This window comes from Bacillus sp. LK2, from assembly GCF_001043575.1.
In the GTDB taxonomy this organism is placed as follows: domain Bacteria; phylum Bacillota; class Bacilli; order Bacillales; family Bacillaceae_G; genus Bacillus_A; species Bacillus_A paramycoides.
On sequence record NZ_LDUK01000015.1, the window covers coordinates 22,212 to 41,640 of the forward strand.

Here is a 19,429-nt window from a genome sequence, read left to right on the forward strand (position 1 = left end):
CACTATATATACAACAACAATGAGGAGGCGATCAGATGACTTTAGATGTCATGTACTCCGCCGTAAGTATTCTCGTTTTAGTATATTTTATTTACCAATGCATCACAGACTAAAAAAGAGCCTATTCGGCTCTTTTTTACGGTAAAAATACAATCCATCCAATTAATAATATGAAAATAACTCCAATGATTACTGCTGACAATAAATAAAACTGAGAAAGTATAACTGTCCCGTATATAATTATCGCTGGAAGTAATAAATAACGATTTATCTTCCATCTTAACAATAGTAATTTTCCTTCGTCACAATATAAATGAAGGAACATTTTCTTCGTGAATTCATTCCAATAATCACGTGCATAGTGAGCAATTGCAAGTAAAGCAAATACAAGAATAATAGCTGTTATCCACCTCGGAGTCACGATAATACTTACACTACTTATTAATACAATTTGAACATAAAACATTAAAGCACTACTTGTACGCAAAAATTCTTTTAAAAAAGATTCAATAATGCGTGAATCAGCTTTTTTACCTAATATTTTTTTAGAATGAGGGAACATCCACGGTTTTTTATTCGAACTACTCGGTTTCGCCGCATGTCCACCAACTTGCATAATCCCTCTCGTCCAGCGCATACTTTCTTCTTTTTCTTTCTCAACTTCTTTAAAAAAGTAATTTTTATAATTCATCTTTTCTTTTACTAAGACTACAGTAAGTAAAGCTGCTAGACCGATAAAGAGTATGGAAAACAGTGGATTTTTATAAATGAAAAATAAACTGATTCCAAAGAAAATTAATCCAAAAGAAAATAGAACATTTTTTATAATCCATAAAACCCATCGTTTCCCTACACGTACATTTATGAATCTCATCAACAACGATAACATAAATCGAAAAACAGTAAAGAAAATCCAAAATAGTACGATTTGTATAATTGTCGCTCCCATACTTTTCATCAATAGCGGTAGCATAATGAATACTACAATTACGTTCGTTATTGCAATCCGAATAAACGTATATATCATGCCGAACTTCATTAATCTTCGCATATGATTTGGGTACGAAATTAAAAATAAACTATCTGCTTGCTCAAAAAATGAGCGAACTCCTCTTGAAAATGTAACAAAGTAAAACGCGAGTAAACCTAATCCAAAATAAACGGTCTCTTCCATAGATAATTCCTTCATCCAAAGTGAACGATAATATATCCCCATAAATATAAGTGCTGGAATAATAATATATAATGCTACTGTCCAATCAGCTACAGAACGAATTGACTTCCATTTTCTTTGCAATTCATGACGTAGCCTTTTATTAAACTGTTGTTTAATCATGCTGCTCCCGCCTTACAATTGCATCGAAACAATCTAACAGTGTGCTTCCTGGCATCTCTGCTAACGATTGTATCGCCTCTAAATGCCCATCTGCTACTAACGTACCTTGCGAAATGAGTAAAAACCTTTCGCAAATTCGTTCAGCTGTATCTAGTACGTGTGTACAAAGTAAAATTCCTGCGCCCCGCTCTTTTTCTTTATATAAATAGTTTAAAAATTCTCGAGTTGCCACTGGATCTAAACCGATAAAAGGCTCATCAATAATATAAAAATCCGGTTCCGTTAAAAACGCGAGTATTAGCATCGATTTTTGTTTCATACCTTTTGAAAACTTCGATATGTATTCATGTATATGTTTTTCCATTCGGAACGTATGTAATAATCCCTTTGCCTTATCCTCCCAGCTTCCTACTTCATTTCCACGTGCAGCCATTAACAATTCAATATGCTCCCATAAAGTTAAATATTCATAATACGTCGGATGCTCTGGTACATATGCATATGGATTTTTCTTTTCACCAAACGAGATTTCACCATCCATATTGACAAGTAAACCGAGTATCGATTTAATTGTCGTACTCTTTCCTGCGCCATTTGCGCCAATAAGAGCAACTAACTCTCCTTTTTCAATTGCAAATGCAATATCATGAACTGTCTTTTCACCAATTTCATATCCGGCTGAGCGGATATTCACTTCTAGCATACATTTCCCTTCTTTCCATTTACAATACAATCAAGGAAAATGATAACATATCCCTCTTAATATAGTATTATAGCATTTCTAAAATATTTGTTTCGGTAGCAGGAAAAAACACATTTTAACAGAATATTTAATGTTTGAAGTTTTTAATTTAAATGGAGTTGATCATATGTCATTTCAAATTCGTGAAGCAGTCATAAATGATATAGATACATTATGTTCTCTTACAAAAGAGTTAAAAGGCTCTTTTATATCACATGAGGATATGAAAAATCGTTTGCAATTTGTGAGAATGAGTCCTTTTGATTTTTTATATGTTTACGAAGAAGACAATACTATTTTCGGATTACTAGGATTTCGTATACGCGAGAACTTAGAGGATGTAACGCGTTATGGCGAGATTTCAATTATTAGCGTAGATTCTACAATACGCCGAAAAGGTATCGGACAAGTTTTAATGGATTATGCAGAACAATTAGCAAAGAAGCATAATTGCATTGGGACGTGGCTAGTTAGTGGTACAAATAGATTAGAAGCTCATCCTTTTTATAAAAAATTAGGATATGAAGTAAATGGATATCGATTTGTAAAACATTTTTAAACTACATACACATAGAAAGGGCTGTAACTATGAAAAACATCGAAGCAATTTTCATTGATCGTGACGGAACAATTGGAGGTGATACTATAATACATTATCCAGGCTCTTTCACATTATTTCCTTTTACTAAGGAATCTTTACAAAAATTAAAAGCTCAAAATATAAAACTTTTCTCTTTTACGAATCAACCGGGTATCGCAGATGGAAAAGCGACTGTAAATGATTTTACGAAAGAGTTAATAGAGTTTGGTTTTGATGATATTTACCTTTGTCCTCATAAACATGATGAAGGATGTGAATGCCGCAAACCAAGCATAGGCATGCTCCTGCAAGCAGCGGAAAAACATGGGCTTAATTTAACAAAATGCGCTATAATTGGTGATCGCTGGACTGATATTGTTGCTGGTGCAAAAGTAAATGCAACGACAATATTAGTTCAAACTGGCGCTGGATATGACGCCTTACATACGTACCGAGATAAATGGGCACATATTGAGCCGAATTACATTGCAGAAAACTTTGAAGATGCTACGAATTGGATATTAAATCAACGATAAGACAAGTTAAATTCTTCCTCATAACTTCCTCCTTTTGACTATTCTTTTCCTATATGTCAAAAGGTATGAAAAATAATAAAAGCCCAGCCTACAAAAAGAGTAGGCCGAGCTTTTATTGCTTAGTTTAAAAAGTTAATTCATAATGGAAATAACGATTATCTCTCAAATATCCATTTTCAGCATATAATCGCTGTGCTGATAAATTATCAATTTCTGTTTGTAGTTTTAAACCTTTTGCACCATTTGCTAATGCGAATGTTTTAGCAGCTTCCAGCAACTTTTTACCCGTTCCTGCCCCGCGTTTCTTCGCTTGTACAAATAAGTCATTTAATATCCATAATTCTTTCATCGAAATAGATGAGAATGATGGATATAATTGTGTGAAACCAATATATTCCCCGCCTTCTACCGCTACAAAAATGACTGATTCTTTTCGCTCAATTCGATTTCGTAAAAATGCTTTTGTTCCTTCAATATCGGAATCTTGTCGATAAAATACGCGATAGTTATTAAAAACAGATGCTAGTCCATCTAAATCTGCAATTGTTGCTTCATATATTCTCATTTTACTCCATTCCCCTTCCAATACTGCTTCATAATATCTGTTGCCCATTCGGGCTGTTTTATTTCTTCTCTCGGTATAAACTCTTTCATAACAGGCTTTATATCCAAAATAGGTGTGCCATCGATTGCGTCTAATCCTTCAACAACAATTGTTTTTCCATCTCTTCTTATCACTTTAACAATTGTCGCTCCTAGTCGATTCGGACGATTTTTTCCACGTTGTGCAAAAATCCCTACCTTTGGAAAATTACTATTATTTCTAGGGTGTCTAGCAGAATACTGAATTTGTTCATCTGTTACTTTATGAAAATAGAAAATAACTTCAATATGAGAAAAATCTTCGATCCCTTGTATACTTTCCTCTGTATACGAATCACTTAAAGTAATAAGTGATCTTATTTCTCCCCACTCATCATCTACTATTTCCTTTCTTTCATTATGTACAAATGCGATTGGTTGAACTGAGAACATCCGCATTCCCCCTTGAATGTAACCACTTACATTATAAAATATTTTCTGAATGTTTTCCACTTACACGGTCATTGTTTACATAATAAAATTATCTTCATCTTCTAAAGACATATTCACAGCTTCAACTGCATGTATGCGGGCTGTGTCAAATAAAGGAACTAATGCATCTTCCTGTTTTACTAATAGTCCTATTTCTGTACACCCTAATATAATGCCTTTTGCTCCTCTTTGCGCCAAATCTTCCATTACATTTTTAAAATACTCCCTTGATTGTGGGGTTATTTTTCCTAGGCATAATTCGTTATATATTATTTTATTTACTCTCTCTCTATCCTCTTCTTTTGGTACAATTACTTTTAAATCATTTTCTTCTATACGTAATTTATAGAAATCCTGCTCCATCGTGTATTTTGTCCCAAGTAGACCAACTGATTGAATTCTATGTTGTTTTATTTCCTTCGCTGTTGCATCAGCAATATGTAATATTGGAATACTGATTCTATTTTTTATATGCTTAATAACTTTATGCATCGTGTTTGTACAAATTACTATAAAAGCAGCGCCACCCTTCTCCAAAGAAGATGCTGCATTTCCTAATACCTCTCCCGCTTTATCCCAATCTCCTTCAGATTGGTATCGTTCAATTTCTTCAAAGTCAACGCTGTAAAGAAGACATTTTGCTGAATGTAATCCACCTAATCTCATTTTTATTTCTTCATTTATCATTTTGTAATACTCAGTAGTTGATTCCCAGCTCATTCCGCCAATAAGACCTATTAACTTCATATATCCTCCTTCAAAATAGCATTTTAAAAACGTGATTTATCATATAATTTATACATAATTAATCACGTTTAAATCCTATAAAAATAATAACCTTCCTCCAATTATACCTATTACATTTATAGTAGTTCTTTTTCATTTCCGCGGAAATAATTATAGAATATTCAGAAAATAATCTTTGTGGTTATCTTATATTGATAATCAAAGCATTTTCGATATAGCTCTTTTATTTCATCATAAGATGGAACTCGTGGATTGTTACTTGGACTACCACTTGCAATAGCATCTTTCGCCATTTTAGAAATAGCATTTTCAAATTCACCTTCATCAATTCCGTATTCTCTTAAATTAGGAATACGAAGATCAAAGCAAAGTTTCTGAATTTCAGCAATCGTGTAGTTCGCCACTTCTTCATCAGAATACGAATACAAATCTTTGTTTAAGCTACGTCCTACTTCAGCTAACCTTTTTACTGCATTCATTTTTGTAAACTCTAGAACTGTAGGTAATAGTATTGCATTCGATATTCCATGTGGCACATGGAATAATGCTCCTACAGGACGAGACATACCATGGACTAATGTAACAGAAGCATTTGAAAAAGCAATTCCAGCTTGCAATGAAGCAATCATCAGTGCTTCTCTTGCTTCCATATTATCCCCATCCTCATATGCAAAACGTAAATATTTCATTATACTTTCAATAGCTGAAAGCGCGAGAACATCTGTTAGTGGTTGTGAAACTTTAGAAATATAAGCTTCAATCGCATGGCATAATGCATCTATTCCTGTTGCTGCAGTAATATGAGGTGGTACTGAACTTGTCAAAATAGGGTCTATTATCGCCAATTGCGGGGTAAAGCTCGGATGCTTTATCATCATTTTCACATCCGTTTTTTTATTCGTAATTACAGCTACACTCGTTACTTCCGATCCAGTACCAGAAGTTGTTGGGATTGCAATAAGAGGTAATGGATCATTTTTTATTTCGATATCCTTTTGGACATATTCTTCAATTTCTCCACCATTTGTGTATAACACTGCTACTGCTTTCGCAGCATCAATACAACTTCCCCCGCCAATACCGATAATAAAATCACATTTTCCTTCTTTACAAATAGATAACGCTTCTAATACGTGTATATTTGTAGGCTCAGCGTTCACTTTATTATACGTAATAACTGTAACCCCTTTCGCATTTAATTGCTTCACACATCTTTCAACATACCCTAATTTCTCCATAATTGTATCACTAACTATAAAAGCCCTTTTCCCTAACTTCTTTGATTGCTCCCCTAGTTTTTCAAGCGAATTTCTCCCATATAATACAGACTTCGGCATACGAAATTCAGCAACTTCTTGCAAGTCCTCCACCCCTTCTATTTCTAATAAATATTTTCTTTTCGTATATTAACTATTATTAATAGATTCCTGTTAAAGTATAGAACGCGATGACTAAAAATACAGCAACCGTTTTCAAAATTGTAATAGCAAATATGTCTTTATATGACTGCTTATGTGTTAATCCTGTTACCGTTAGAATAGTAATAATCGCCCCATTATGTGGTAATGTATCCATTCCACCTGATGCCATTGATACAATGCGATGCATAACTTCTAACGGAATGTTATATTGCGTTGCTGCAGCAATAAATTTATCTCCCATCGCACTTAAAACTATTCCCATTCCTCCTGATGCTGACCCAGTAATCCCAGACAAAATATTAGTTGTTACTGCTCCATTTACTAATGGATTCGTGAACGTTGCAGAGATGCTATCTCTCATAATCGCAAAGCCTGGAAGTGCTGCAATAACACCACCAAATCCAAACTCAGCTCCTGTATTCATTGTTGCAAGTAGTGCTCCCCCAATACTTGTATTCAATCCAGCTTGGAGTTCAGTTACTACTCGTTTCCAATATAATAAAAGCGTTGATAAAATCCCTATAATAAGTGCCAATTCTACAGACCAAATTCCAACTACCGCACTTAATTCAACTTTTCCAAATGCTTTCATACCAATAGCTGAGAAATCAAAGCCATTTGGATACCACTTTGGTATCATGATTGTGAAAACCTTATTCATTACACCTACTAAAATAAGTGGTATAAACGCAATTACTTGCTGTACTCTTGTGATTTCCATACCACTTAGTATCGGCATATCTTTTTGTTCTAATTGCAAAGATGCTGCCATTTCAGATTTTCCATCGTTAAAGCCGAAGTATCCTTCTCCTGCAGCTTTTGCCTTCTTTCGCCTACTCTCTAAATATAGTAAACCTAACGTGAGAACAAAAATTGCTCCTACAATACCAAGTATCGGAGCTGCATAAATATCAGTTCTAAAAAAGGTTGTAGGTATTACATTTTGAATTTGTGGTGATCCAGGTAGTGCATCCATTGTAAAAGTTACTGCTCCAAGAACGATTGTACCGGGAATTAACCGTTTTGGGATATCAGCTTGTCGAAACAATTTTGCTGCAAACGGATATACAGCGAATACAACTACATAAACACTTACACCGCTATATGTTAAAATAGCCCCCATTAAAACAATGGCTAAAATTGTACGCTTTTCCCCAACTAACTCTATAATTGTCTTTGCAATAGAATCAGCAATACCTGACATTTCTACTACTTTACCAAAAATGGCTCCAAGCAAGAAAACAGGAAAATATAGTTTAATAAACCCTACCATTTTCTCCATAAAAATATTAGAAAAGAAAGGTAAAACATAACTAGGCTCTGTCAAAAATACCGCAAATAATGCAAAAATCGGTGCGAATAATATTACAGAAAATCCTCTATATGCTACAAACATGAGTAAACTAAGTGCTAATAAAATAATAACTAGCTCCAATTATACCCCTCCTTTTAAACTGAAAATTCAATCTTTTGATACTAAACTTCTGCTAACATCTCGTATCCTTTTATTTCATGACATTCCTCCTCTTTTTATAACAAATTTTTCATGCTAAAAATGTCTAATTATAACTATTCGATTACATACGAAAAATCCCTTTAAACAAAAACGATTTCATCGTCATACGTTATAAAGGGATTGTTAGTTTCTCTTTTTATAGGTTTACCATACTTTTCTCTAAATAAAAGCTTTGCAACTCTTCGACATCTTTCACTATATAAGTCGCCCTAGCTTCACTCAGTTCTTTCTCACTTCCATAACCGTACAATACACCAATAGAAGCGATTTCATTATTATTAGCCCCTATTATATCGTGCTTTCTATCTCCAATCATTACAATTTCTTCTTTTTTGAGTTCTTCATTTGTTTGTAATATATGATCAATTATTTCTTCCTTTTTTATTCTTGTCCCATCTAAATTGCTCCCGACAATCTCTTCAAAAAATGATGTTAACTGAAAGTGCTCTATTACTTGCTTTGCAAATATAGTAGGCTTTGAAGTTGCTACATACAAACGATTACCTGCATCTTTTAATTCTTGCAATAGAGTCGGAATCCCATCATATATTTTATTTTCTAATAGACCGCTTTTCTTTAAATATTCCCGGAAATAAACGACAGCTTCCTCAACTTCTATTTCACTCATATTATATCTTTCTGCAAACGATTGTTGAATCGGTGGACCAATAAATGAATCTAACTCACTTATTTTCCCTTCTTCTATTCCCATCTTTTCTAACGCATATAGAACAGAGTTTATTATCCCTTCTTTCGGATCCGTTAATGTTCCATCTAAATCAAATAGAAATGTTTTATACATGTTTCATTCCTCCACTTACTTTACTTTATATGTAACCCACCAAAAACACTCACCTATATGAAAATTTAAATCTAATGCAAATGGTTCAAGAATAGATTGCAATTCTTCTTGCGTATAATAGTTTTTAATAATCTCATACCTCTCACCAGTCGAGAGTGTACGAATTTTATATGTATTTATATCTCCATCTTTACGAATAAGCTCTCCGCCAATTCCTTCGTTATACAAATTATCTGCAAAACAAACTATCGCTCCTTTTTCTAATACATGATGAAACTGTATTAAAAAACTAGTAATCTCTTCTTTTTTAATGTGTGAAAACCAAAAGTTTGCATATGCCCCTTGAAAGATGTCTTTCATTTGTTCTAGTTTAAAAGCGTCACCTTTCTGAAAGGTAACCTTTTCCTTAGAAAGCTCTTTCTCCTTTGCTATCGCTAGTACTTCATCAGAATAATCAATCGCTGTTATATGTGCAGCTACATCTGTTACATACTTCGTCCAATACCCTGTTCCGCAAGCAACTTCAAGAACTTTTCTTCCTATACATATATCTTTTAATTTTTGTTCAAGCATCTTTTGTTCCGCTTGCCTTACTGGATCATTCCGATTGTACACCGCTTCATATTCACTCGCACGATTACTATAATATGTATACATAAAAAAGCTCCCCCTCTATTAAACAGATCACATCTTTTCCATAATACCATTTTTATTTTTTTCAGAAAATTACTTTTTCTATTCCTCATACTTTCAGTTACAAAAATACAAAAGATATGATAAAGTGAAAAAGTTACAATTAATTTCATAGAAACTGGTGAAACACATGTCAATTACGTTAATTTTTATTATGGCTTTCACAATTGTTATCCACGCAGTTGAAACAAGCTCTTATAGTATTCGATTAGCTGGTGTACGTTTAAAAAAGATTGCCGTTGCCTTATCTGTCGTAGGAATGGTACTGCTTATTTCAAGAACATCTAACTTACTACAAGCCTTTTTAATTGGTGGTATTGTCGATGAAGCAAAACTAGATTCTTCTATTAATTTAGAGCATATTATACGGCTCGTTCTATTATCTGCCTCTATCGGTACATTGTTGGCAATTATACTCTATCCAACTTTGACAAAGCTATTTGGATATGTCATTCAAAACTTTGAAACAGACGGTTCTTTCATACGAATGATGAAAACAAATAACATTCAAAAATTAAAGCGCACAAAAAAATATGTACGCTTTCCAAAGTTAGAAATGATTCATCGACTAAGGATCGGTGGTATCCCAAAGCGTATTATGCTTATTAACATGTTCGCAACTGCAATTTATACAGCGGGTGTCCTTTCAGCTCTTTACGCTTCTTTTTTAAATCCAGATTACGCAACAAATGCAAGTACAGCATCTGGTCTCGTGAATGGTTTTGCTACTATTTTATTAACAGTATTACTCGATCCACGTATCGCCCTTTTAACAGAGCGCGCTCTTCAATCAGAGGACGGTGCTGAGTCAATGAGTAAAATGTATGGTTGGCTAATGATTTCTAGACTTCTCGGCACCTTATTAGCACAATTTTTATTTGTACCAGGTGCTTACTGGATTTTATGGATTATTGAACTAATGCATTAATCCACTAACTCTATAAATAGAGGGGAATTTATCAATGACTATAAAAACCGAGCAAGATATTATCCATTTCATACAAAATGATCCGTGGATGATGAACGTATTACAAATGGCAAAATCACTACAACTACCTGATTGGTGGGTTTGCGCCGGATTTGTTCGTTCTAAAATTTGGGATACTTTACATAACTACGAAGTACGAACGGCTACACCAGACGTTGATGTTATTTATTATGATTCAATGCAGAAAGATGAGGCATATGAACAATTATTAGAAACGAAGCTGACAAATATGGATGCCACTATCCCTTGGTCAGTAAAAAATCAAGCTCGCATGCATGTAGTGAATAAAATGCTACCTTACTCTTCTTCTGTTGATGCTATTTCTAAATTTCCTGAAACAGCAACTGCTCTTGGGGTTACATTAGACGAGAAAAACAATGTCATATTAACATCGCCTTGCGGAATAGAAGATGTACTTTCGTTACAAGTGAAACCCACACCTCATTTTCTTGAAACGAAAGAACGTATACATTTGTACAAGAAAAGAGTTATTAAAAAGAATTGGCAAAGCAAATGGCCTAACATTACGATCACTTATCCAGAAATTTAAAAAGGGTACTTCTCATTATTAGAAGCACCCTTTCTTTTTTTATTTCAAAAAATGAATGACTGTTTCAGCGAATCGGTCTGCTTCCTCATAATGTGGTGTATGACCACTCTCTTCAAACACGATATACTTACCATTTTGAGTATCTTGATTAAATGTTAGAATTTGCTTTTCACAAGTTACTGCATCATGTTGCCCTACAAGTAAAAGCATTGGACTCTTTACCTCTTTTAGTTTTGATAACAATGACTTATAAATTTCTCCCTCTTCTTTTAATCTTACAAAATGGATCTGCGAACGACTAGAAAATTCTTCCCACTCTTCGTAACTATATAAACTATCGTCTGTTTTATCTTCCTTATAACTGTAAATTTCCATTCTATTTTCCGCTAGCTCACCACTTAATCTTATATAAGCTTCTAACAACTCTTCTGAACTAGCATTACTAGCTACTAAATCAAGGCACTCTTTTGCATGTTCTTCTTTTCCATACTTTATTAATAAAGTTCCTGTCTTTTGTAACAAAGCTCTACTTGTTAGAGCAAAATCGAAAGTCGGCCCTTCAAATATTATTTTCGCTATTGAATTTGGATACGTCACCGCATATAACAACGCTAAAAAGCCACCGAAAGAATGCCCAATTACAGACCATTTTTCAATTTGTAATACTTTTCTTAGTTCCTCACAGTCTTCAATTAAATCACTTAATCTAAACGGTTCTTCTTCAGTAATTACTTCTGAACGACAAACTCCTCTTTGATCTAACGAAATTAAATACAATGAATCTTTTAATCTTTCCGCTTGATGAAATGAAAAATCATAACAGCTTTCACCCGGTCCCCCGTGTAAGTATAAAATCGGTTTATTTTCAGGAGATCCATGTGTTTCGACATATAGTTTTTTCCCTCTAATATTTATTAATTTTCCTTTTGCAGCAAAATCATATTTTAATTTCATCCTCGCCCTCCTTTTTTCACTGAATATTATAACATTTAAGCTTAAATAATCCCTATTACATTTAAAAATACGATGACTATCGCAAGGGGAGCTACAAATCGAAGTAAAAATACCCAACAAGTAAATACTTTCTTTCCATAATTTCCACCTACATAAAATTCTGCTTCTAATACCTTTTTCTCCATTTTAAACGATACGAAAATACTGATAAACAATGCTCCAAGTGGCATTAATATATTACTAGATAAGAAGTCTACTGCATCAAAAATATTCTTACCAAAAATCGTAATATCACTCCATACTCCAAATGATAACGCGGATGGTATACCTACTAGGAAAATGCAGAAACCGATGATCCATGATAGTTTATTTCTTCTTTCTTGCTCACCATTTGCTAATGCTGAAACGACCGTTTCTAGTAGAGAAAATGCCGATGTTAATGTCGCAAATGTAAACAACGCAAGAAATACTGTTAAGAATACTCCACCGAATGGAATTTGACTAAATACAGATGGTAATACGATAAATAGTAATCCAGGTCCTTCTGTTGGCTCCATTCCTAATGAAAATACTGCTGGGAAAATAGCAAGTCCTGCAAATAAAGAAACGAATAAATTCAATCCAACAATTGTAATTGCCGATTTTGGTAAACTTTCTTTTTTATTTAAATACGAACTATACGTAACCATAATCGAAATCCCTATACTAATCGCAAAGAATGATTGTCCCATTGCGAACAAAATACTTTCTGAAGTAATCTTTGAGAAATCTGGTTGTAAGAAAAACTTCACACCTTTCATCGCATCATCAAGTGTTAATGAACGAATAATAAGAGCTACAAATAAAACGAACAACGCTGGTAACATGTATTTACTTGCTTTTTCAATCCCATTTTGTACACCTTTTGATACAACCCATATCGTAATAAACATAAAAGCAAAATGACCAAGAATAGCCCAAATTGGATTTCCAATTGTTTCAGTGAATAATGTACTGTAATTTTGTCCCGGAGTAATAAGCTGTCCTGTTACTCCCCTGAATAAATAGATTAATACCCAGCCACCTACAACACTATAAAACGAAAGTAATATAAAACAAGTTCCAACGCCAAGACGTCCAATCCAGTGCCATCCTGTATTTGGTGCAATACTTTTAAATGCTCCAACTGCTTGTTTCTGTGTACTGCGTCCAATCATAAATTCAGCTATAAGTAGCGGTAGTCCAATTAATACAGTAAATAATATAAAAATTAAAAAGAATGCTCCTCCCCCGCTCTTCCCAGCGATATAAGGAAACTTCCATATTGCGCCAAGTCCAATTGCTGATCCTGCTGCTGCCATTATAAAACCTAATTTCGAAGTCCATTGCTCCGTCTGTTTCATCCCATTTTCCTCCTAATTAAATCTTTTTATATAAATAATTAAATTTAATATACCAATCCAAATAAACCCTCCATTTCTTCCTCTATATAATAAAAAATGGCTTAGCATCTCTTTATATAAAGAGACGCTAAGCCATTTACTTAACGCGGTACCACCCTTATTGATTCCATTATGAATCCACCTTAGTAGTAATCGTTTGATTACAAACCTAATATCGAAGGTTAACCGTTAAGATTTACTAAGAATGTGATTCCGTTCCACCTTATTGCTCCTAGGCGAGTTCAGGATGTCATTTGACTATGTCGCACCAACCCATAGCTCTCTGCACAAATACATGACCTTACTACTCCTATTCAACACATTTTAATATTTAGAATATATTTTCTTTTGAAATTAATATGAAGTATATCGTTTATATTTGTTACTGTCAAGATATATATTACTTTTTTGTCGAAAAGGATTTTTATAAATTCTTATAGAAAATATTTACAAATATAAATTGTAAGGAGAAAATACATTATGTCATATTTAAAGAATGGATGTTTTTTTATTATCCGCTCATTTTTCATCATCTTTGGTATTATTGCGATTTGTTCTTTGCCACAATTGTTTTTTGGTAAATCTCCAAATTCAGCAAATTCACTAGCAATGCAACCAACACCAACTTTACAATTTAATTTGAGTAACTATTTAGATTCGATATTAAATGTAATCTCTTCTTTATTTCACCCTACAACAATTACTTACAAAATCAGCAATGCAGGGATTCAATCACCGGATCGAGACCTATTTCCATACTTACTAGAATCATATAACCATACATTAATTATTATGATTTGCGCTTTTCTTATTGCCGTACTCCTCTCTACTACTTTTACAATTCTTACATTTTACTTTCCAATACACATTCAAACTATTATTCTTAAAATTTTGCATGTACTAGAGGCGTTGCCAGACTTATTTTTCGTCGCTTGTGTACAGCTATTTGTCATTTGGATTTATAAAAATACAAATTTTCTCGTTACGGTACCTTTTTCTACAATGCAAGAAAAAACATATTTGTTACCCATATTAACATTAAGCATTTTACCGATTATTTTCTTATACAAAATCAGTCTACTAAATCATAAAGATGAGCTACAAAAGGATTATGTTAATGTTGCAGTCGCAAAAGGATTAAAACCGTTTTACATTTTATATAAACACGTACTCATCAACGCTCTATTATCTATTTTTTATAATGCTAAATCTATTTTTTTATTTATGATTTCCAATATGATTGTACTTGAGTATTTATTTAACTCATATGGATTGTTTAAATTTTTAATTATGCATCAAATACCGGAAATTGTTACAATCAGCATTTTAAACGATTCCATTTTATCTCTCCTTTGAACTATTAAAACGCATTTTACCAGGAAGAAGGAATTTACATGTTTAAAAAGGTAGTTTTTAATATACGATTTTTAATCGGTCTTCTTATTTTAGTAACTATTATTGTTGCAAGTTATATTACTAAAGAAAAAATGGACTCAGGAAAAATCCAACCTGTTCCTGCTTTTCAATACATTGACGATAAACTAGTTAGTACTGCTCCAGCACCGCCCTCTTTTTCTCATCCTCTCGGTGTTGATAAAGAGGGGAATGACGTTTTAATCTGGACTCTTTATGATGCAAAAACGCCCATATTTTATGCAGTGATTATTAGTCTTTTCCGGATCGTCTTTTCACTTATATTCGGTGTTCTTCATGCATACTTTTATCGATACGTACGCTTTTTGGATATTCTATTTGAAACATTCCAATACGTCCCTACTACCTTATTAGCAATTTTTTTATTATCACCTGTAATGTTTGTATCTCCAGATGAAGAACACCTTTGGCTTTCTTATATGATTTCAGTTTTGATTTTTATTAGTGTACCTAATTTAGTACAACTTTTCAGTAATGAAATTCGTTTATTGCTACAAAATGAATTTGTGACAAGTTCTAAAACATTAGGAGGTGGGGTTTTTCACATTTGTAAGATCCGTTTAAAACCCTTTCTTACGCCAAAAATTTTCATTTGGATTAATCAACAAATGCTGCAAACTTTAGTTTTATTACTGCATTTAGCACTATTTCAAACCATTTCATTTAACGTTGCTGGTACACTTGTTTTACTTGGTCACAATCATCAGTTTTTAAATGTTTTACCTTGGGTAGCATTCGGTCCCATTTTATTTTTCACTATCGTTATTTTAGCTGTATACATGATGTTATCCGGAATGCAAAATGCACTAAAAAATGAAATGGTTCATATCGATAACTCACTTTTATTAAGTGTATTATCAAAAGACAAAAGAGAAAGAAAGAGAAAATATCTTTCCATCTTCAAACAAAATGTAAAAATGAAAGAACAGTAAAAAAGAATCTTCGCGATAATCGCGAAGATTCTTTTTTATGGTGTAAGGCGCGTACAATCTCTCGGAAAAGCGCTCGCCTCTCGTACGTTTGTTAATTCTAAAAATTTATACACAACTCTTTCTAATCCAATTCCGAATCCGCCATGCGGTGGACATCCGTATCGAAACGTATTTAAATAAGATTGGAATTGCTCTGGATGCAATCCTTTTTCTTTAAAAGAAGCAAGTAACATATCATAATGATGAATTCTCTGTGCCCCTGATGTTATTTCTAATCCTTTATATAATAAGTCAAATGAATCAGTAATAGATGGATTCTCTTTATTCGGCATCGTATACATTGGTCTCGCTTCTTTCGGATAATGCGTAATGAAAACAAATTCACTATTATATGTTTCCTTTACATATTTCCCTAGTAACTTTTCACCTTCTGTATCTAAATCCCCTACAGGAGATTCTTTTCGATACTTCCTTTTCAAAATTTCTTGTGCTTCTGATAATGTGATTTTAGGAATTTCTGCAATGACAGGTACTGTTATTTGTAATAGTTGTAATTCCTTCTCACATGTTTCTCCTACTTGTTGAAACATGTATCGTAAAACATCTGTTTCTAATTGCATCACTTCATGAAAATCATTTATAAACCCAACCTCTACGTCTAACGATATATATTCATTTAAATGTCGTGAAGAGTTATGATGTTCAGCCCGGTACACAGGAGCAATTTCAAAAACACGTTCGAGTCCTCCCGCTACCATCATTTGTTTATAAAACTGTGGTGATTGAGCTAAATACGCTTCTCTTTGGAAATATGGAAGCTTAAAAACATTCGCTCCTCCTTCTGCCCCTTGTGAGACAATTTTCGGAGTAAATATACGTGTGAAATCGTTCTCTACTAGAAATTCACTAAAGCTTTGGACGAGTGTAGATTTCACTTTAAAAATCGCCGCGATTCGTTCATGTCTTAATGATAATACCCGCTCATTCAACAGTTGATCTAAGCCGACTTGTAGCTTCTTTTTATTTATTTCAAATGGAAGTGATTCTGCACCATTTAATACTTTTACTTCATGTGCAAGTAGTTCAACACCTAATTCTGTTTTCGTTGTCTCTACTATTTCACCAACAACTTGGACGACACTTTCAACATCAACTTTATATCCAGCTAACTCGTTTTCTAATACACATTGAATAACTCCCGTACGGTCCCTTAATAATAAAAAACTAACATTCCCTAAATGACGAATCTTTTTTACCCATCCTTGTAGTAATACAACCTTCCCGCTACGCTCTGTACATTCTCGCGTGAGTGAACGCTTCATTATTTGATCCATTATATTTCCCTCCAATAGTTTTATGTTTATTTACATTATTGTTGTCATCGTCATCATCCACGGTCACTCACCCCCTTTCAAAGAATACAAAAATCCGCCCCTATAAATAGGGACGGATTTTTTCCGCGGTACCACCCAAATTGTCATACTGACCATCTTAGTCCTGATAACGGTAGGTACCGTTTGCTTTTACTAATTATCACGTTCAAAGCAACACTCACAAGTGTCTTTCCATCATGCGGTATCGCAATCTTCCCAGCAACCGATTGCTCTCTGTAGACCCTTGCATCATGTACTTTTCCTGATCATCACTTTTTATATTTACAGAGTATTCTATCTCTTTGTTTTATAAAACACAAGCCTTTTTTTCAATATGTTCTGATTTTTCACATCCATTTTTGCACAATCTCCTCTAAAGCCATTCCTCGAGAGCCTTTCAATAATACAATATCCTTTTCATTTATTATTTCTAAAATCTTCGCTACTACTTCATCTTTATTTTGAAATGATTGCACTTGATTTTTAGGATAGTTCTTCTTTGCTTCTTCCGCTATCATCATTGAAAGCTTACCATACGTAAAAACGTATTGAATTTTCTCTGGACTTAACATTCTTCCGATTTCTCTATGATATACCTCAGCTTCATTTCCTAACTCCAACATATCCCCAATTACAATGATTTTTTTCTCATAAGTATTTAACTTCTCTAATGTTTCAATTGCTGCTGTCATTGAAGATGGACTCGCATTCCATGCATCATTAATAATCGTAAAGCCTGATTTTGCAGATAAAAATTGAAAGCGCATATCTGTAATGTTTATTTGTCTTAAAGCCCGCTTTATTTTCTCTGTGGGCACATTATAAAATTGACCTATAGCTATTCCGATGATTGCATTTAATATATTATGCTTCCCATGCAAAGAGACGTCATACTGTACTTTTTTTGATTCATTTAATTTGAAATGACTACCATATTCATTTAATCGTACATTCGTAGGATAAAGATCATTTGTATCCTTTTCACCAAATGACTTATATTCTATACCTAGCATTTTATTATTTTGAGAAAGTAATGGCTCATCACCATTATATAAAAATAAACATTTTTCTTTGAATCCGTCTATAATTTCTAATTTAGCATTCGCAATTCCTTCTCTTGATCCAAGCGTTTCTAAGTGAGACTGTCCAATCATTGTAATTATCGCTACATCCGGCTGCGCTATATTTGATAACTTTCGAATTTGCCCTTCTTCACTCATTCCCATTTCTAGTATTAAAAACTCCGTATCTCGTTTCATTTCTAAAATCGTTAACGGCAATCCAATTTGACTATTTAAATTACCTTTCGTTTTATGTACGTTATAAGTTGTACTTAAAATCGTCCCTATTATATCTTTTACTGTTGTCTTTCCATTACTACCAGTAATTCCGATTACTTTCACATTAAGTTCATTTCGGTAAAATCGTGCTAATTGTTGTAGCGCGAATAGCGTGTCATCTACAAATATAATCGGTATTCCTTTTGGTGGATCACCGTGAGATTTTTTCCATAAGCACGCAACTGCTCCATTCCTCATTGCCTCTTGTACGTAATCATGCCCATCTTTTACACGTATAATTGGTACAAACAAATTTTCCTCTTGAGTTTTTTTAGAATCAATTGACACTCCCACTGCAACTAATTTATAAAACAACTCATGTAGCCCTTCACCATCTACTACTTCTTCAAGTTCTTTCAAACTAATTTGAATCATACTATCACCTTTTCCATTTTATTACATAAATTTAAGTTTTTTACACATATTAATATAAATTTTATAGCGGAGGTGTGCATATGAGAAAAACGATTAGTTTCTTTTTCCTATTGTTATGCATAGTTGCAGTTAATGAAACGTATGCTTATTCCCCAAACTCTTTACCAGTCTCTCAAAACTCTAATCAATGGCAAGTGAATATTGATGAAGTGAAAAAAACGGGTGAAAAATTGTTGCAACCTAAAAAAGGTGTATTTCAAACATATCATTTCTCTGTAAAAAATCTTGGGAAAAGCGAAGTATATAACGTACAAGTTGAAGTCTTCCGCAATGAACCAAATACGAAAACAAAATATGAACTCTTTTCCCTAAAAGAAAGTCGTCTAGCAAGCGGAAAAACTGGATTTGAACACGCTAATTTCCCTGTTGCTACAAAAGCCTATAAAGTTGACGTTATCATTACGTGGCAAGAACATCCTTTCCGCTCTATGAGAAACGGTCAAAAAGTTGAAGCTAGAAAGTTTAAAGAGCATTTTGTTTTTAAAGAAGCGACAAAGTAAACTTGTTGATATATTTACATTATCGCCGATATAAATAAATTTTCTAGTACCGGTC

At 33.5% G+C, this 19,429-nt stretch carries 20 protein-coding genes and 2 other annotated features; of the genes, 7 read left to right on the forward strand and 13 right to left on the reverse strand.

Annotated features, from left to right (window positions below; genetic code table 11):
• Positions 1–136: 136 nt before the first annotated feature.
• A complete protein-coding gene (locus VK90_RS09945) occupies positions 137–1,336 on the reverse strand; it encodes an ABC transporter permease (protein WP_048372402.1) in 1,200 nt (399 codons plus the stop codon).
• Complete coding sequence (locus tag VK90_RS09950) at positions 1,329–2,039, reverse strand: ABC transporter ATP-binding protein (RefSeq protein WP_048372404.1); 711 nt, start codon at positions 2,037–2,039, stop codon at positions 1,329–1,331. Before VK90_RS09950 ends, VK90_RS09945 begins: the two co-directional genes overlap by 8 nt.
• Before the next feature lie 166 nt (positions 2,040–2,205).
• On the opposite strand from VK90_RS09950, the gene VK90_RS09955 reads away from it, so the two are divergent.
• Together VK90_RS09955 and VK90_RS09960 are read left to right on the forward strand one after the other, a co-directional pair.
• A complete protein-coding gene (locus VK90_RS09955; RefSeq protein ID WP_025149375.1) occupies positions 2,206–2,637 on the forward strand; it encodes a GNAT family N-acetyltransferase in 432 nt (143 codons plus the stop codon).
• 29 nt (positions 2,638–2,666) lie between these two features.
• Positions 2,667–3,194, forward strand: coding sequence for an HAD-IIIA family hydrolase (locus tag VK90_RS09960; RefSeq protein ID WP_048372408.1), 528 nt, complete (start codon positions 2,667–2,669; stop codon positions 3,192–3,194).
• A 124-nt stretch (positions 3,195–3,318) separates the two neighbouring features.
• On the opposite strand, the gene VK90_RS09965 is transcribed toward VK90_RS09960, so the two are convergent.
• From VK90_RS09965 to VK90_RS09995, 7 genes are all read right to left on the reverse strand, one after another.
• Positions 3,319–3,759 (reverse strand): GNAT family N-acetyltransferase, encoded by a 441-nt coding sequence (locus VK90_RS09965; protein WP_048372410.1) that lies wholly within the window; start codon positions 3,757–3,759, stop codon positions 3,319–3,321.
• Positions 3,756–4,229, reverse strand: coding sequence for an SAM-dependent methyltransferase (locus tag VK90_RS09970; RefSeq protein ID WP_002171749.1), 474 nt, complete (start codon positions 4,227–4,229; stop codon positions 3,756–3,758). The genes VK90_RS09965 and VK90_RS09970 overlap by 4 nt, the downstream gene beginning before the upstream one ends.
• A 75-nt stretch (positions 4,230–4,304) precedes the next feature.
• A complete protein-coding gene (locus VK90_RS09975; protein WP_048372412.1) occupies positions 4,305–5,015 on the reverse strand; it encodes an aspartate/glutamate racemase family protein in 711 nt (236 codons plus the stop codon).
• 161 nt (positions 5,016–5,176) lie between these two features.
• On the reverse strand, positions 5,177–6,376 hold the full coding sequence (locus VK90_RS09980; RefSeq protein ID WP_048372414.1) for an iron-containing alcohol dehydrogenase: 1,200 nt from the start codon (positions 6,374–6,376) through the stop codon (positions 5,177–5,179).
• Between the two features lie 55 nt (positions 6,377–6,431).
• Positions 6,432–7,871: a GntP family permease gene (locus VK90_RS09985; protein WP_048372416.1), complete on the reverse strand. Its 1,440-nt coding sequence runs from the start codon at positions 7,869–7,871 to the stop codon at positions 6,432–6,434.
• A 217-nt stretch (positions 7,872–8,088) separates the two neighbouring features.
• Positions 8,089–8,754, reverse strand: coding sequence for an HAD family hydrolase (locus VK90_RS09990; RefSeq protein ID WP_048372418.1), 666 nt, complete (start codon positions 8,752–8,754; stop codon positions 8,089–8,091).
• 15 nt (positions 8,755–8,769) lie between these two features.
• Positions 8,770–9,411 carry a class I SAM-dependent methyltransferase gene (locus VK90_RS09995; protein WP_048372420.1) on the reverse strand — a complete coding sequence of 214 codons (642 nt, stop codon included), beginning with the start codon at positions 9,409–9,411 and terminating at the stop codon, positions 8,770–8,772.
• A gap of 166 nt (positions 9,412–9,577) precedes the next feature.
• On the opposite strand from VK90_RS09995, the gene VK90_RS10000 reads away from it, so the two are divergent.
• On the forward strand, positions 9,578–10,375 hold the full coding sequence (locus VK90_RS10000) for a lipid II flippase Amj family protein (protein ID WP_048372421.1): 798 nt from the start codon (positions 9,578–9,580) through the stop codon (positions 10,373–10,375).
• Positions 10,376–10,409: 34 nt separating this feature from the next.
• Positions 10,410–10,985, forward strand: coding sequence for a nucleotidyltransferase family protein (locus VK90_RS10005; protein ID WP_048372422.1), 576 nt, complete (start codon positions 10,410–10,412; stop codon positions 10,983–10,985).
• Between the two features lie 39 nt (positions 10,986–11,024).
• On the opposite strand, the gene VK90_RS10010 is transcribed toward VK90_RS10005, so the two are convergent.
• Positions 11,025–11,939 carry an alpha/beta fold hydrolase gene (locus VK90_RS10010; protein ID WP_048372423.1) on the reverse strand — a complete coding sequence of 305 codons (915 nt, stop codon included), beginning with the start codon at positions 11,937–11,939 and terminating at the stop codon, positions 11,025–11,027.
• Positions 11,940–11,980: 41 nt separating this feature from the next.
• Positions 11,981–13,321, reverse strand: coding sequence for a sodium-dependent transporter (locus tag VK90_RS10015; protein WP_025149363.1), 1,341 nt, complete (start codon positions 13,319–13,321; stop codon positions 11,981–11,983).
• A 117-nt stretch (positions 13,322–13,438) separates the two neighbouring features.
• Positions 13,439–13,687, reverse strand: a binding site (T-box leader).
• A gap of 153 nt (positions 13,688–13,840) precedes the next feature.
• Between VK90_RS10015 and VK90_RS10020 the strand changes: the two genes are divergently transcribed.
• Positions 13,841–14,716 carry an ABC transporter permease subunit gene (locus VK90_RS10020; RefSeq protein ID WP_231595853.1) on the forward strand — a complete coding sequence of 292 codons (876 nt, stop codon included), beginning with the start codon at positions 13,841–13,843 and terminating at the stop codon, positions 14,714–14,716.
• 38 nt (positions 14,717–14,754) lie between these two features.
• A complete protein-coding gene (locus VK90_RS10025; RefSeq protein ID WP_048372425.1) occupies positions 14,755–15,726 on the forward strand; it encodes a peptide ABC transporter permease in 972 nt (323 codons plus the stop codon).
• 35 nt (positions 15,727–15,761) lie between these two features.
• On the opposite strand, the gene aspS is transcribed toward VK90_RS10025, so the two are convergent.
• Both aspS and VK90_RS10035 read right to left on the reverse strand, forming a co-directional pair.
• Complete coding sequence (aspS, locus tag VK90_RS10030) at positions 15,762–17,060, reverse strand: aspartate--tRNA(Asn) ligase (RefSeq protein WP_048372426.1); 1,299 nt, start codon at positions 17,058–17,060, stop codon at positions 15,762–15,764.
• A 105-nt stretch (positions 17,061–17,165) separates the two neighbouring features.
• Positions 17,166–17,378 (reverse strand) — a binding site (T-box leader).
• A gap of 68 nt (positions 17,379–17,446) precedes the next feature.
• A complete protein-coding gene (locus tag VK90_RS10035; protein ID WP_048372428.1) occupies positions 17,447–18,814 on the reverse strand; it encodes a UDP-N-acetylmuramoyl-tripeptide--D-alanyl-D-alanine ligase in 1,368 nt (455 codons plus the stop codon).
• Positions 18,815–18,894: 80 nt separating this feature from the next.
• Between VK90_RS10035 and VK90_RS10040 the strand changes: the two genes are divergently transcribed.
• Complete coding sequence (locus tag VK90_RS10040; protein ID WP_048372430.1) at positions 18,895–19,374, forward strand: hypothetical protein; 480 nt, start codon at positions 18,895–18,897, stop codon at positions 19,372–19,374.
• Positions 19,375–19,429: the final 55 nt, after the last annotated feature.

Excerpts from the sequence above, each read along its gene's own strand:
- VK90_RS10005 (WP_048372422.1), top strand. The coding sequence starts at position 10,410 with ATGACTATAAAAACCGAGCAAGATATTATCCATTTCATACAAAATGAT.
- VK90_RS10040 (WP_048372430.1), top strand. The coding sequence starts at position 18,895 with ATGAGAAAAACGATTAGTTTCTTTTTCCTATTGTTATGCATAGTTGCA.
- VK90_RS10025 (WP_048372425.1), top strand. The coding sequence starts at position 14,755 with ATGTTTAAAAAGGTAGTTTTTAATATACGATTTTTAATCGGTCTTCTT.
- VK90_RS10020 (WP_231595853.1), top strand. The coding sequence starts at position 13,841 with ATGTCATATTTAAAGAATGGATGTTTTTTTATTATCCGCTCATTTTTC.
- VK90_RS09975 (WP_048372412.1), bottom strand. The coding sequence starts at position 5,015 with ATGAAGTTAATAGGTCTTATTGGCGGAATGAGCTGGGAATCAACTACT.
- aspS (WP_048372426.1), bottom strand. The coding sequence starts at position 17,060 with ATGGATCAAATAATGAAGCGTTCACTCACGCGAGAATGTACAGAGCGT.
- VK90_RS10000 (WP_048372421.1), top strand. The coding sequence starts at position 9,578 with ATGTCAATTACGTTAATTTTTATTATGGCTTTCACAATTGTTATCCAC.
- VK90_RS09950 (WP_048372404.1), bottom strand. The coding sequence starts at position 2,039 with ATGCTAGAAGTGAATATCCGCTCAGCCGGATATGAAATTGGTGAAAAG.
- VK90_RS09965 (WP_048372410.1), bottom strand. The coding sequence starts at position 3,759 with ATGAGAATATATGAAGCAACAATTGCAGATTTAGATGGACTAGCATCT.
- VK90_RS09960 (WP_048372408.1), top strand. The coding sequence starts at position 2,667 with ATGAAAAACATCGAAGCAATTTTCATTGATCGTGACGGAACAATTGGA.
- VK90_RS09955 (WP_025149375.1), top strand. The coding sequence starts at position 2,206 with ATGTCATTTCAAATTCGTGAAGCAGTCATAAATGATATAGATACATTA.
- VK90_RS09970 (WP_002171749.1), bottom strand. The coding sequence starts at position 4,229 with ATGTTCTCAGTTCAACCAATCGCATTTGTACATAATGAAAGAAAGGAA.
- VK90_RS10035 (WP_048372428.1), bottom strand. The coding sequence starts at position 18,814 with ATGATTCAAATTAGTTTGAAAGAACTTGAAGAAGTAGTAGATGGTGAA.
- VK90_RS10015 (WP_025149363.1), bottom strand. The coding sequence starts at position 13,321 with ATGAAACAGACGGAGCAATGGACTTCGAAATTAGGTTTTATAATGGCA.
- VK90_RS09990 (WP_048372418.1), bottom strand. The coding sequence starts at position 8,754 with ATGTATAAAACATTTCTATTTGATTTAGATGGAACATTAACGGATCCG.
- VK90_RS10010 (WP_048372423.1), bottom strand. The coding sequence starts at position 11,939 with ATGAAATTAAAATATGATTTTGCTGCAAAAGGAAAATTAATAAATATT.
- VK90_RS09995 (WP_048372420.1), bottom strand. The coding sequence starts at position 9,411 with ATGTATACATATTATAGTAATCGTGCGAGTGAATATGAAGCGGTGTAC.
- VK90_RS09945 (WP_048372402.1), bottom strand. The coding sequence starts at position 1,336 with ATGATTAAACAACAGTTTAATAAAAGGCTACGTCATGAATTGCAAAGA.